Below are 12,845 nucleotides of genomic sequence, written 5' to 3' on the forward strand. Positions count from 1 at the left end.
ATAAAGACGCGCCTACAAGATCTCGGCGAGGAAGCTCCATGGCGGCGACGCGGATCGATTGCGACATCCATCCGGCGGTTGGTGGGACGCGCACGACGCTGCTCCCCTATCTCAGCGATCATTGGAAAGAGCAGGTGGTGAGCCGCGCCATCGACGGGCTCGATCTCACCTCTTATCCGCCGAGCATGCCGCTCACCGGCCGCGCCGACTGGCGGCCGGCCAATGGCGCCAGGGCCGGCTCCGATCTCGCCATGGTGCAGAAGGGCGCGTTCGACCAGCTGGGGGCGAGCCACGCCATCCTCAACGTGCTCTACGGCGCGCAAGCCGTGTTCGATGCCTATATGGCGGCCGACTTCTGCAAGGCCATCAACGACTGGATCGCCGCCGAATGGCTGTCGCGCGATCCGCGTCTGCGCGCCTCCATCGTGGTACCGATGCAGGCGCCGGATCTCGCGATCGAGGAGATCGAACGTCGCGCCGGCGATCACCGCTTCGTCTCCATCCTGGTTCTGGCGCAGGGGGAGACGCTGCTGGGACGGCGGCATTTCTGGCCGGTCTACCAGCTCGCGGAAAAATACAAGCTGCCGCTCGCGATCCATGCCGGCACGCAATACCGGCAGGCGCCGAGCTCGGCCGGCTGGCCGTCGCACCGCTACGAATATTACTTCGTCGAGGCGCAGGCGTTTCAGGCACAGATCCTGAGCCTGATCTATGAGGGCGTGTTCGGCAAGTTCCCGAACCTCAAGGTCGTGCTGATGGAATCCGGCGTGAGCTGGCTGCCGGCCTTCATGTGGCGCGCCAACAAGACCTGGCGCGGCGTGCGCGTCGAGGTGCCCTGGGTCGAGCGCGAGCCGGCCGCGATCATCCGCGACAACTTTCGCGTGACCATGCAGCCGTTCGATGCGCCCGCTGACGCCAAAAGCGTCGAGGAGATCATCGACCAGATCGGCTCGGAAAAGATGTTCCTGTTCGCGTCCGACTATCCGCACTGGCAGTTCGACGGCGACGATCCGATCCCGCCGAACCTGCCGAAGAGCATCATCGACAAGATGTGCGTCGACAATCCGCTGGAGACGTTTCCGCGGCTGTCGATCAACTGACTTTGGAGGTTCGCATGAGTGAGGTCATCGACCGTCCGTTGAGTGGCGACGAGAAGCCTGCCGCATCAAGGCTGCGCATCGTCGATTGCGACGTGCATCCGAGCCTGAGATCGACCGACGATCTCAACGAGTTCCTGCCGAAGCGCTGGCAGCAGCATTTGAAGGAATATGGCAGCCATCTGCGCACGCCCTATCTCTTCACCACACCTTATCCGCGCTCCTCGCCGCTGATCGCGCGGCGTGACGCATGGCCGCCTACCGGCGGGGTGCCGGGCTCCGATCTCGCCTTCATGCAGAAGCAGCATCTCGACCCGCTCGACGTCGAGTTCGGCATTTTGCAGGTGCTCGACCTCTTCATCTTCTCGCAGCAGAATCTGGAATTCGGTGCGGCGATCCAGCGCGCCATCAACGACTGGCAGCTGGCGTTCTGGTCGCATAGGGATCCGCGCCTGAAGGCCTCGATCCTGGTCGGGCAGGACGGCGTGGACCTTGCGATTGCCGAGATCGAGCGTTGCGCCAAGGTGGGCGAATACATCCAGATCAACGTCTCGCCGCGCGCCAACGAGCCGCTCGGCCGGCGCCGCTACTGGCCGATCTACGAACGCGCGCAGGCGCTCGATCTGCCGCTCGGCATTCACGTCGGCGGCTATGGTGGCCATGCGCCGACCGGCGGCGGCTGGCCGTCTTATTATGTCGAGGAGCACCAGTCCAACGCGCACACGATCGCGGCGCAGCTTGCGAGCCTCGTCATCGAAGGCGTGCCGGAGCGGTTTCCCAAGCTGAAGATCGTCTTCATCGAGGGCGGCTTCGGCTGGATTCCCTCGGCGGTATGGCGCATGGACCAGCACTTTGAACGTTTCCGTAGCGAAGTGCCGCATCTGAAACGCAAGCCGTCGGAATATGTCCGTGAAAGCTTCTGGTTCACGACCCAGCCGATCGACGAGCCCGACGAGGCGCGGCATCTGCGTGCGCTGATCGAATGGGTCGGGATCGACCGTCTCTTGTTCTCGTCGGACTATCCGCACTGGGACTTCGACGATCCGCGCTTCGCCTTCAAGACGCCGCTGACCGAGGCCGAGCGGAAGAAGATCTTCAGCACCAATGCCCGCGCGGTCTACAAGTTCTGAGCAGAGGCTTTCTGAAGAGACATGGCCCGTCACATCGTCGCGCGCACGACCGAGATCCCGCCGGGCGGCAACAAGGTTGTCGCTGTCGCCGGGCGCGACATCGTCGTATTCCACGTCAATGGCGAGTTCTTCGCGCTGTTGAACCGCTGCCCCCATGAAGGCGCGCCGCTGGAGAAGGCCGCCTGCGTGGCGCGGCTGACCTCGCCCGAGCCGGGTGTCTACCAGCGCTCGCGCGTCGGCGAGATGCTGCGCTGTCCCTGGCACGGCTGGGAGTTCGACATGCGCAACGGCCAGTCCTGGTTCGATCCGAATCGCGTCAAGATCCGGTCCTATCCGGTCGCGGTGGAACGGGGCGAGGAATTGCAGAAGGGTCCGTATGTGGCCGAGACGTTTCCGGTGCATGTCGAAGACAGCTATGTGATCGTTGAGGTGTGAAGTCACACACCGTCATTCCGGGGCATTCGCGTGAGCGAATGAACTATGGTGCGCAACTGCGCACCAGAGGTCTGGTCCTTCGGACCATCCCGGAATGACGTGTTGATAGTGTGGAGCCTTTTATCTCACATTGAGATTCCACCCGAGGTGCGATATGGCTCTCGCGCTTTCAGAGGCGGAGACGAGCTTTGTCGAAACAATCCCTGCGTGAAGAGGCCGAGCGCCTGATCCGCGAATCCATGGAAAAGAAGACCGTCGTCGTGAAGCAGGGCACCACCCGCATCGAGGCGATCTGCGGCAAGTGCGGCGCGCCGAACCGGGTGCAGGCGGAAAAAGGCCAGTCCCGCGTCAAGTTCGCCTGCAAGAATTGCGGGCACAAGCAAGAGACGCTGTAGGGCTCTTACCCTCTCCCCTTGTGGGAGAGGGTGGCTCGCCGCGTAGCGGCGAGACGGGTGAGGGGTCTCTCTCCGCGAGTCTCGCTGACAATTATATTCGGGGATGGATACCCCTCATCCGGCGCGCTTCGCGCGCCACCTTCTCCCACAAGGGGAGAAGGAAGACAGTCACTCTCCCTTCACGAACTTCGCGAACGCGTCCGCGTAATCGGGATGCCAGCGCGACAGCGGCGGCCGGTTCTCGACGATGTCTCCGGCCGCCCACAGCATGCGCTTCTCGTCGAGTGCGCGCGGCACGTCATTGTCCGGGCACAGGATGTAGAAATCGCCGGCCTCCAGCCGCGCCAGCATGAAATCCACCGTCTGCTCCGGCGTCCAGGCACCGGCCGGCTTTTCGGTGCGGCCCTTCGCGGTGAGGCCGGTGAAGACGAAGCCGGGGATCAGGAGGTGCGCGGTGACGTGACAACCCGTCGTGTTGCGCAGCTCGTGCTGGAGCGCCTCGGTGAACGCCTTCACGCCGGCCTTGGAGACATTGTAGGCGGGATCGCCGGGCGGGGTGGTGATGCCCTGCTTGGAGCCGGTGTTGATGATGAGGCCGGCCTTGCCACGCGCGATCATGCTCGGCGCGAAGATGCGGGAGCCGTTGATGATGCCCCACATGTTGACGCCGATAATGCGCTGCCAATGATCGGGCTCGCCGAACAGCGTGCTGCCGGGCTGGATGCCGGCATTGTTCATGAGAACGTCGGTGCCGCCGAAATGCGCGCCCACGGCGCGTTCGAGTTCCCTCACGCTCTCGGCACGGCTGACATCGGCGGCGAACGTCATCACATGTGTAGCAGGCGCGACGGATGACAGTTTTGTTGCAGCTTCCGCCAGTCGTGCTTCGTCGACATCGGCGATGCACACCTTCAGGCCCGCACGTGCGAAGGCCATGGCGGCGGCAAATCCGATGCCGGATGCGCCACCGGTGATCACGGCAACATTGTCTTTCACGATGGCGGGATGCGGCATGGGTGATCTCCGGGAGAGGCTCAATCCCATATAACATGGCACTGGCGCGACCCTGCACAAGTCGGCATGGGAGGTCTTCGTTCCGCGCCGCCTTTACGCCCCTCCGGCACCGCTGTATTCTTCCAAGCCTAACGGTCCCACCGAGATCGAACCCAAACAACGACCTGACAGGGAGTGCAGCCATGGCTGTGTCGCAGGCTATTCCAATCACGCGCCACCCGTTCGCCAACGGGTCCTACAAGCAGATGCTGATCGACGGGAAGTGGGTGGACGCGGCCTCCGGCAAGCGCTTCGAGAGCCGCAATCCCGCAACCGGCGAGCTGCTGGCGACCGTCGCCGAGGGCGACAAGGAAGACATCGACCGTGCGGTCGCCGCCGCCCGCCGCGCCTTCGAAGGTCCGTGGAGCAAGGTCAAGCCGTTCGAGCGGCAGAATCTGCTGCTCAGGCTCGCCGACCTCGTCGAGAAGAACTTCGACGAATTGTCGCAGCTCGACACGCTCGACATGGGTGCGCCGCTCAGCCGCACCCGCGCCTATCGCCTGCGCGCCGTCGGCATGCTGCGCTATTACGCCGGCCAGACCACCGCGATCCATGGCGAGACCATCGAGAACTCGCTGCCGGGCGAAATCTTCTCCTACACTTTGAAGGAGCCGATCGGCGTCGTCGGCGCCATCATCCCGTGGAACGGCCCGCTCACCGCGACGATCTGGAAGATCGGCCCTGCGATCGCGACCGGCTGCACCGTGGTGCTCAAGCCCGCGGAGGAGGCGCCGCTGACCTCGCTCCGCATCGCCGAGCTGGCGATGGAAGCCGGCATTCCGCCCGGCGTCGTCAACGTCGTGCCCGGCTATGGCGAGACCGCGGGTGCCGCGCTTGCCTCGCATCACGATGTCGACAAGGTCGCCTTCACCGGCTCGCATGTGACGGGCCAGTCGATCATCCGGGCCTCGGCCGGTAACCTCAAGCGCGTCTCGCTCGAGCTTGGCGGCAAGTCGCCGGACATCGTGTTCGCGGATGCCGATCTCGATGCGGCCGTGCCGGGTGCCGCCATGGCGGTGTTCGCCAACTCGGGCCAGATCTGCAGCGCCGGCACGCGGCTGTTCGTCGAGCAGGCGATCTACGAGGAGTTCGTCGGCCGTGTCGCCGAATTCGGCAAGAAGCTGCAGGTCGGCAACGGCCTCGATCCCAACGTGCAGATCGGCCCGCTGGTCTCCGAGCAGCAGCTCGAGCGCGTCACCGGCTATCTCGACATCGGCCAGAGGGAGGGTGCGCGCGCGCTCGCCGGCGGCGGTCGCGTCACCGAAGGCGCATTGTCGAAGGGCTTCTTCGTGTCGCCCACCGTGTTCGCGGGTGTCCAGGACAACATGCGCATCGCGCAGGAGGAGATCTTCGGTCCCGTCATCTCCGCGATCGCGTTCAAGGACATGGGCGAGCTGGTCAAGCGCGCCAACAACACCACCTTCGGCCTCGGCTCCGGCCTGTGGACGCGCGACGTCACCAAGGCGCATGCGGTGGCCAAGAGCCTGCGTGCCGGCTCGGTCTGGGTGAATTGCTACCAGGCGATGGACCCGGCCGTGCCGTTCGGCGGCTACAAGATGAGCGGCTACGGCCGCGAATCCGGCAAGCAGCATGTCGAGGAATATCTCAACGTGAAGGCCGTCTGGATCAAGACGGCCTAGGCCTGCTCTCTTCCGCGTTCCGCGGCAGGGAATATCTGCTTTTGTGGGGGCGGCGCCTTTCCCGGCGGCCGCCCCTCGCTATATGATCCGCATCCTTTCGTAGACATCCGGGGACTCCATGAAATTCGAGGCGTTGTTCAAACCGTTGCAGGTCGGTCCGTACAAGCTCGCGCATCGCGTCGCGATGGCGCCGCTGACGCGCATGCGCGCCGAGCGCGAGAGCTTTTCGCCGCGCCCGCTCAACGCCGAATATTACGGCCAGCGCGCCACGAAGGGCGGCCTGCTGATCGCCGAGGCCTCGCCGGTGCTCTCGCACGGCCGCGGCAACCCGGCGACCCCCGGCATCTATTCGGAGGCGCAGATCGCCGGCTGGCGCAAGGTGGTCGATGCCGTGCACGCCAAGGGCGGCATCATCTTCCTCCAGCTCTGGCATGTCGGCCGCGTCTCGCATTCCTCCTTCCATGGCGGTGCGCTGCCGGTGTCGGCCTCGGCGATTGCGATCAAGGCCGAAGGCATGAAGGCGATGACCGCCGACGGCAAGATCTCGGACTACGAGACGCCGCGTGCGCTCGAGACCGAAGAGGTCAAGGGCATCGTCGAGGCCTTCCGGCAGGGCGCGAAGAACGCGCTCGCCGCCGGCTTCGACGGCGTCGAGATCCACGGCGCCAATGGCTATCTGCTCGAGCAGTTCCTGCAGTCGCGCAGCAACCAGCGCACCGATCAATATGGCGGCTCGATCGAAAACCGCGCGCGCCTTCTGCTCGAGGTCACGCAGGCCGCGATCGACGTCTGGGGCGCCAACCGCGTCGCCGTGCGGCTGTCGCCCCACGGCATCGCCAATGATTCCGGCGAGCCCGATCCGATGCCGCTCTACACCCACGTGGTGAAGGCGCTCGACAAGCTCGGGCTTGCCTATCTGCACTTCATCGAGCCGCGCTCCTCCGGCGCCGGCCGTGCCGACGTCCATTGGGAGAACGTGCCCTCGGCGATGGTGCTGTTCCGCCCGCACTACAGCGGCGTGCTGATGACTGCCGGCGGCTTCACCGGCGAGACCGCGAACGCCGCGATCGCGGACGGGCATGCCGACATCATCGCGTTCGGCCGCATCTTCATCTCCAACCCCGATCTGCCGCGGCGCCTGGAGCAGGATTACCCGATCACCCCGTACAACCGCGCGACGTTCTACGGCGGCGAGGAGAAGGGGTACACGGATTACCCGGAGCATGTGAGCTGACGCCGGCGTAGGTTTATCCGCGTCATTCCGGGGCGACGCAACGCGTCGAGCCCGGAATCCATTTCACGTCCTGGCTTGCCGCCCGATGGATTCCGGGCTCGCGACTTCGTCGCGCCCCGGAATGACGATTGTGTATTGTCCTGCTCGCAATGACGACGGAGAGAGACAATGGCCAAAGCCGCAGTCGCCGCAGGTATCGCCACCGGCCAGTGCCTCTGCGGCAAGGTCACCTTCGAGATCGACGTTCCCGCACGCTGGGCCTGGCATGACCACTCCGCCGCCAGCCGGCGCGCTCACGGCGCGGCTTACGCCACCTATATCGGAAGCTGGAAGAAACGCTTTCGCATCACTTCCGGCAAAGCCGCACTCACCCGCTTTGAAGACAAGGCGACGAAAACCACACGCAGCTTCTGCTCGCAATGCGGCACACCGATCGCCTATGAGCGCCCGCGCGGGCCGCACATGGTCAACATCCCGCGTGCCTTGTTTAGAGAGCGCACCGGCCGCCAGCCGCTCTACCACATCGCCATCGAGGAGCTGCAGGAATGGGCCTATACCGGCGAGCCGCTGGTGCCGCTGAAGGGGTTTCCGGGCGTGGTCTGGCAGCGCTCGAAAAAGAAGAAGCGCGCAGGTGGTGAAGATCCGTTCGAACTGGGGCGCGAGGAGATGTAGCGCGAGCCGCGCACTCCACTCCCGTGCCCCGGACGCAGCGCAGCACCTCTTCGGTGGTGCGCTGCTGAGCCGGGGCCCATGCTTCGGCATCGCTGGCTGCGAATCCGGGTCCCGGCTCTGCGCCGCACCGCTAACGCGCTGCGTCGCGTCCGGGACACGAGACCGTCATACGCAACGCAGCCATGACCGCGCTTCCTTGCGCGGCTCCCAATACTTCGTCCATCATGTGTCCGTCCTTGCGGCAACGTCCGCTCCCTGGAGGAAACATGAAGAACAAGATCACCGGCCGCTCCGCCTTTCTCGCGCTGCTCAAGGACGAGGGCATCACGCACCTGTTCGGCAATCCCGGCACCACCGAGCTGCCGATCATGCATGCGCTGAAGGACCATCCCGACCTGACCTATGTGATGGCGATGCAGGAGAGCCTGGTGGTCGCGATTGCCGACGGCTACAGCCGCGCCTCCGGCAAGCTGGTCGCCTGCAACGTCCATGTCGCGCCCGGCCTGGGCAACGCCATGGGCTCGCTCTACAATGCCCAGTTCACGGGCACGCCGATGATCTTGACCGCGGGCCAGCAGGAGCAGGGCCACGGCCTGATGGAGCCGGTGCTCTATGGCCCCCTGGTGCGCATGGCCGAGCCGCTGGTGAAATGGGCGGTCGAGGTAACGCGGCTCGAGGATCTGCCGCGCATCGTGCGCCGCGCCGCCAAGGTCGCGATGACGCCGCCGACCGGGCCGGTCTTCATCTCGCTGCCCGGCGACATCCTCAACAGCGAGGCCGGCATCGATCTCGGCCGCTCCACCCGCATCGACGCGCGCACGAAGCCGTCGGATGAGGCGCTGAAGGCGTTTGCCGCGCGCCTGCTCAAGGCCGAGCGTCCGGTCATCGTCACCATGGACGAGGTGGTCAAGAGCGACGCGCTGAAGGAGGCCGCGGAACTGGCCGAGCTGCTCGGCGCCGCCGCCTATCAATCTTCGACGCCTTACGGCTCGCACTTCCTGTCGGAGAGTCCGAGCTTCGTCGGCACGCTCGCGCGCGTGCAAAAGGTCGCGCGCGATACGCTTGCGCCCCACGACCTCCTGGTCGCGCTCGGCGGCGATCCCCTGCGGATGTCGGTCTATAGCGAGGTCGATGCACTGCCCGACGGCCTCGGCATCGTGCAGATCGGCCTCGTCGATTGGGAGATCGCCAAGAACTACGGCGCCGAGATTGCGCTGAAGGCGGATCTGAAGGAAACGCTGCGCGCGCTGATCCCCGTGCTGAAGGAGACGGGCGGCGCGGCACTTGCGAGCCGCGCAAAGCAGCGTCTCGCCGAGCTTGCGCCGAAGAACTGGACCGCGCGGCGGGCTGCGCTGGTCGAGCAGATCGGCAAGAGCGCCGGCCGCAGCCCCATCGATCCGGATTTCCTGGTGCTGCAGATGGTCGAGGCGATGCCTGATAACGCCATCCTCGTCGACGAAGGCCTCACCTCCAGCCGGCAGGTCACGAGCTTGCGTCCGCATCGCGACCGCTACGGCTATCACGGCCTCGCCTCCGGCGGCATCGGCTGGGGCCTGCCGGCCTCGGTCGGCGCCAGCATCGCCAATCCGGATCGCCCCGTGGTGTGTTTCTCCGGCGACGGCAGCGCGATGTATTCGATCCAGTCGCTGTGGACCGCGGCGCATCACAAGCTGCCGCTCAACGTCGTCATCGCCAACAATGGCGGCTACCGGATCATCAAGCAGCGCCTGCTCGCCTTCCATGGCGACGACAATTACGTCGGCATGGACTTTGCCGATCCGCCCGTGGATTTCGCCGGTGTTGCGAAAGCGCTCGGCTGCGAGGCGATCAAGATCAGCGACCCCCGCGAACTGAAGGCGACGCTGGCGTCGGCGTTCAATCGGCCGGGCACGAAGCTGATCGAGGTGATGGTGGACGGGAAGGTGTAGGGCGGGCTGGCCCCGTCGTCATTGCGAGGAGCGTCGCGACGAAGCGATCCAGACTGTTAGCGCTGAGGGATTCTGGATTGCTTCGCTGCGCTCGCAATGACGATGAGGAGGCCGCAACGGGCTCCGCTCTGCTCCCTCCCCCGCAAGGGGGGAAGGGAACGCAGCGGTGCTTGCGGATGCAGCGCGGCTGCTCGCGAAGGAAGCGCGAATAGCTACCCCTTCTTCCCCACCCGATACCCCGCCGCCGGATGTGGCGCATCCAGCCTTGCGCGGCCGTCACCGAACAACTTCTCCCGCAGCGTGCCCTTCGCGTACTCCGGCTTGTAGCGCCCGCGCTTGGTCAGCTCCGGAACCAGCATGTCGGAAATGTCCTCGAAATCGCCGGGCGAGATCGCGAAGGCGACGTTGAGGCCGTCGACATCGGTCTTCTCGAACCAGTCCTCGATCTTGTCCGCGACGCTTTCGGGCGTGCCGACCACGACCGGGCCGGCGCCGCCGATGCCGACATGCTCGATGACGTCGCGCACGGTCCAGACGCGATCGGGATCGCCGCGGGTGACGTTGTCGAGCGCGCTGCGGCCGGCATCGTTCTGGACGTGGCGGACCTGCTGGTCGAGCTCGTAGCCGGAGAAGTCGATGCCGGTCCATCCCGACATCAGCGCCAGCGCGCCTTCCGGATTGATGTGCGACCGGTAGTCGGCATATTTCGCGGCCGCTTCGGCTTCGGTGTTGCCGAGGATGATCGTCATCATGTTGAACATCAGGATCTCGGCCGGGTTGCGGCCGAACTTGGCGGCTTCTTCGCGAATGGCGGAGACGCGCGGCGCAATGATCTTGGCCGACGGTCCCGACATGAACACGCATTCGGCATGTTTGGCCGCGAACTGCCGTCCGCGCGGCGATGTGCCGGCCTGGTACAGCACGGGCGTGCGCTGCGGCGACGGCTCGCTGAGATGGATGGTGTTGTTGATGCGGTAGTTCGCGCTCTCGTGATTGATGCGATGAACCTTGCTGGGATCGGTGAAGATGCCGCGCTTGCGGTCGCGCAGCACGGCGTCGTCTTCCCAGCTGCCTTCCCAGAGCTTGTAGACGACGTCCATATATTCGTCGGCGATGTCGTAGCGGTCGTCGTGCCCGGTCTGCTTGTCCTTGCCGGCGCCGCGCGCGGCGCTGTCGAGATAGCCGGTGACGACATTCCAGCCGATCCGGCCCTCGGTGAGATGATCCAGCGTCGACATCCGCCGCGCGAACGGGTAGGGCGGCTCGAAGGACAGATTGCTGGTGACGCCGAAGCCCAGATTCTTGGTCACGGCGGCCATCGCCGAGAGCAGCAGCAGCGGTTCGTTGGACGGCGTTTGTGCTGCGTTGCGCAAGGCTGCGTCAGGGCTGTTGCCATAGACGTCATACACCCCGAGCACGTCGGCCAGGAACAGCCCGTCGAAACGGCCGCGTTCCAGTGTTTTGGCGAGGTCGATCCAGTAGGGCAGGCGGTTATATTCGGCGGTGCGGTCGCGCGGGTGGGTCCACAGGCCCGGTGATTGATGCGCGACGCAATTCATCGCGAAGGCGTTGAGCCTGATCTGCTTGGCCATGCTGGTCCCCTGGCGCTCTGTACTGAGCGCTCTTCGAATGATAGATGTGCGCCCCAATCTGGCGAAGTTCTTGCATATCGCTTGCGCTTGGCAAGGCCAAAGTCAGCGGCGTTCCCGCTCTTGGCAAGCCAATCTCAAGAGAGCAAGAACGAAATCGCAAGAGCTAACGAAGAACTATCCAAGTCCCCGCCACTTTCGAAGGCCAGTGTAGCCCGCTAGGTTCGCCCGCCTCGAGACCTTGAAAACGAAAAGCAATGACCAGAGCCGACGCCATCGCCCGCGCCCGCGACGATTTCAAATCCGGCGCGTTCCTCGCTGAACTCGACCGCCGCGTCGCCTACAAGACCGAGAGCCAGAATCCGTCGCGCGGCCCCGAGCTGCGGGCCTATCTGGAACAGGAGATGCAGCCGGCCTTCGCCGCGCTCGACTTCACCAGCCGTATCGTCGAATCCCCGAGCGGCAAGGCGCCGTTCCTGTTCGCCGAGCATCACGAGAGTGCATCCGCGCCGACCGTGCTGGTCTACGGGCATGGCGACGTCGTCGACGGTATGGAGGGCGAATGGCGCGAGGGGCGCGACCCCTGGCGCACGACGGTTTCGGGCACGCGCCTCTACGGCCGCGGCACCGCCGACAACAAGGGCCAGCATAGCATCAACATGGCGGCGCTTCGCGCGGTACGCGATGCCCGCGGCGGCAGGCTCGGCTTCAACGCCAAGTTCATCGTCGAGATGGGGGAGGAGATCGGCTCGCCCGATCTCGGCAAGGTCTGCGATCTCAACCGCGATGCGCTCAAGGCCGATTTGTTCATGGCGTCCGACGGGCCGCGGCTGTCTGCTGACCGGCCGACCCTCTTTCTCGGCTGCCGCGGCGGCATCCGCATCCATCTCGACGTGAACTTGCGCGACGGCGGGCACCATTCCGGCAATTGGGGCGGCGTGCTCGCCAACCCCGCGACCATCCTGGTCAACGCCATCTCGACCCTGGTGGACGGCCACGGCCGTCTCCAGATCGAGGCGCTGAAGCCGCCGCGGCTCACCAACCAGATCCGCAGCTATCTCGCCGACGTGCAGGTGGTGCCGACCGCGGACGAGCCGGCGCTGGCGGAGAACTGGGGCGAGGAGGGGTTGTCGGCGGCCGAGCGGCTCTATGCCTGGAATACGCTCGAAGTGCTGGCGATGTCCTCGGGCAATATCGAGAAGCCGGCGAACGCCATTCCCGGCCACGCCAATGCCGTGCTGCAACTGCGTTTCGTGGTCGGCACCAAGATCGACGGGCTGATCGACGCCGTCCGCGCGCATCTGGCGGAGAAGGGCTTTCCGATGGTCGAGGTGCGGGCGGCACAGAGCTTTGCTGCCTCGCGGACTGATTTCGACAGCCCCTGGATCAAATGGGCGGCGCATTCGGTGCAAGAGACCACCGGCAAGGCACCGGCGGTGCTGCCGAATTTCGGCGGCTCGCTGCCCAACGACGTCTTTTCCGAGATTTTGGGCCTGCCGACGATCTGGGTCCCGCACTCCTATCCCGGCTGCTCCCAGCATGCGCCCAATGAGCACATCTTGCTGCCATTGGCCGAAGAGGCCTTGACGGTGATGGCCGGGCTGTTCTGGGATCTCGGGGAATTGCCAAAGCCACTGGCCTGAGCCGTTAACCTGAGCCGTCATCCAGCCGA

General features: G+C 65.2%; 11 protein-coding genes. 9 read left to right on the top strand and 2 right to left on the bottom strand.

Annotated features, from left to right (window positions below):
• Positions 1-38 precede the first annotated feature (38 nt).
• The 4 genes from A7X65_RS18080 (at position 39) to A7X65_RS18095 (ending at position 3,057) form a co-directional block, all read left to right on the top strand.
• A complete protein-coding gene (locus tag A7X65_RS18080; RefSeq protein WP_063687045.1) occupies positions 39-1,100 on the top strand; it encodes an amidohydrolase family protein in 1,062 nt (353 codons plus the stop codon).
• A 14-nt stretch (positions 1,101-1,114) separates the two neighbouring features.
• Positions 1,115-2,227 carry an amidohydrolase family protein gene (locus tag A7X65_RS18085; protein WP_063687791.1) on the top strand — a complete coding sequence of 371 codons (1,113 nt, stop codon included), beginning with the start codon at positions 1,115-1,117 and terminating at the stop codon, positions 2,225-2,227.
• 21 nt (positions 2,228-2,248) lie between these two features.
• Positions 2,249-2,662 (top strand): Rieske (2Fe-2S) protein, encoded by a 414-nt coding sequence (locus tag A7X65_RS18090; protein ID WP_063687047.1) that lies wholly within the window; start codon positions 2,249-2,251, stop codon positions 2,660-2,662.
• A 188-nt stretch (positions 2,663-2,850) separates the two neighbouring features.
• The gene (locus tag A7X65_RS18095; protein ID WP_063687049.1) at positions 2,851-3,057 is read left to right on the top strand and encodes a hypothetical protein; all 207 of its coding nucleotides are present in this window, start codon (positions 2,851-2,853) and stop codon (positions 3,055-3,057) included.
• Positions 3,058-3,225: 168 nt separating this feature from the next.
• Here the strand turns inward: A7X65_RS18095 and A7X65_RS18100 are convergent, their stop codons facing one another.
• The gene (locus A7X65_RS18100; RefSeq protein WP_063687051.1) at positions 3,226-4,071 is read right to left on the bottom strand and encodes an SDR family NAD(P)-dependent oxidoreductase; all 846 of its coding nucleotides are present in this window, start codon (positions 4,069-4,071) and stop codon (positions 3,226-3,228) included.
• A 182-nt stretch (positions 4,072-4,253) separates the two neighbouring features.
• Here A7X65_RS18100 and A7X65_RS18105 point away from each other — a divergent pair, with 182 nt between their 5' ends.
• The 4 genes from A7X65_RS18105 to A7X65_RS18120 all read left to right on the top strand — a co-directional run bounded on the left by A7X65_RS18105 (position 4,254) and on the right by A7X65_RS18120 (position 9,584).
• Positions 4,254-5,750: an aldehyde dehydrogenase family protein gene (locus tag A7X65_RS18105; RefSeq protein WP_063687053.1), complete on the top strand. Its 1,497-nt coding sequence runs from the start codon at positions 4,254-4,256 to the stop codon at positions 5,748-5,750.
• Positions 5,751-5,868: 118 nt separating this feature from the next.
• Positions 5,869-6,984: an alkene reductase gene (locus A7X65_RS18110; protein ID WP_063687055.1), complete on the top strand. Its 1,116-nt coding sequence runs from the start codon at positions 5,869-5,871 to the stop codon at positions 6,982-6,984.
• A 168-nt stretch (positions 6,985-7,152) separates the two neighbouring features.
• Positions 7,153-7,656 carry a GFA family protein gene (locus tag A7X65_RS18115; RefSeq protein ID WP_063687057.1) on the top strand — a complete coding sequence of 168 codons (504 nt, stop codon included), beginning with the start codon at positions 7,153-7,155 and terminating at the stop codon, positions 7,654-7,656.
• Positions 7,657-7,922: 266 nt separating this feature from the next.
• Positions 7,923-9,584, top strand: a complete 1,662-nt coding sequence (locus tag A7X65_RS18120) for a thiamine pyrophosphate-binding protein (protein WP_063687059.1) — start codon at positions 7,923-7,925, stop codon at positions 9,582-9,584.
• A gap of 212 nt (positions 9,585-9,796) precedes the next feature.
• Here the strand turns inward: A7X65_RS18120 and A7X65_RS18125 are convergent, their stop codons facing one another.
• The gene (locus tag A7X65_RS18125; protein ID WP_063687061.1) at positions 9,797-11,176 is read right to left on the bottom strand and encodes an LLM class flavin-dependent oxidoreductase; all 1,380 of its coding nucleotides are present in this window, start codon (positions 11,174-11,176) and stop codon (positions 9,797-9,799) included.
• 254 nt (positions 11,177-11,430) lie between these two features.
• Here A7X65_RS18125 and A7X65_RS18130 point away from each other — a divergent pair, with 254 nt between their 5' ends.
• Positions 11,431-12,816, top strand: a complete 1,386-nt coding sequence (locus tag A7X65_RS18130; protein ID WP_063687063.1) for a M20 family metallopeptidase — start codon at positions 11,431-11,433, stop codon at positions 12,814-12,816.
• The last annotated feature ends 29 nt before the right edge of the window (positions 12,817-12,845 follow it).

This window comes from Bradyrhizobium stylosanthis, from assembly GCF_001641335.1.
In the GTDB taxonomy this organism is placed as follows: Bacteria; Pseudomonadota; Alphaproteobacteria; order Rhizobiales; family Xanthobacteraceae; genus Bradyrhizobium; species Bradyrhizobium stylosanthis.

Excerpts from the sequence above, each read along its gene's own strand:
- A7X65_RS18080 (WP_063687045.1), top strand. The coding sequence starts at position 39 with ATGGCGGCGACGCGGATCGATTGCGACATCCATCCGGCGGTTGGTGGG.
- A7X65_RS18085 (WP_063687791.1), top strand. The coding sequence starts at position 1,115 with ATGAGTGAGGTCATCGACCGTCCGTTGAGTGGCGACGAGAAGCCTGCC.
- A7X65_RS18090 (WP_063687047.1), top strand. The coding sequence starts at position 2,249 with ATGGCCCGTCACATCGTCGCGCGCACGACCGAGATCCCGCCGGGCGGC.
- A7X65_RS18100 (WP_063687051.1), bottom strand. The coding sequence starts at position 4,071 with ATGCCGCATCCCGCCATCGTGAAAGACAATGTTGCCGTGATCACCGGT.
- A7X65_RS18105 (WP_063687053.1), top strand. The coding sequence starts at position 4,254 with ATGGCTGTGTCGCAGGCTATTCCAATCACGCGCCACCCGTTCGCCAAC.
- A7X65_RS18110 (WP_063687055.1), top strand. The coding sequence starts at position 5,869 with ATGAAATTCGAGGCGTTGTTCAAACCGTTGCAGGTCGGTCCGTACAAG.
- A7X65_RS18115 (WP_063687057.1), top strand. The coding sequence starts at position 7,153 with ATGGCCAAAGCCGCAGTCGCCGCAGGTATCGCCACCGGCCAGTGCCTC.
- A7X65_RS18120 (WP_063687059.1), top strand. The coding sequence starts at position 7,923 with ATGAAGAACAAGATCACCGGCCGCTCCGCCTTTCTCGCGCTGCTCAAG.
- A7X65_RS18125 (WP_063687061.1), bottom strand. The coding sequence starts at position 11,176 with ATGGCCAAGCAGATCAGGCTCAACGCCTTCGCGATGAATTGCGTCGCG.
- A7X65_RS18130 (WP_063687063.1), top strand. The coding sequence starts at position 11,431 with ATGACCAGAGCCGACGCCATCGCCCGCGCCCGCGACGATTTCAAATCC.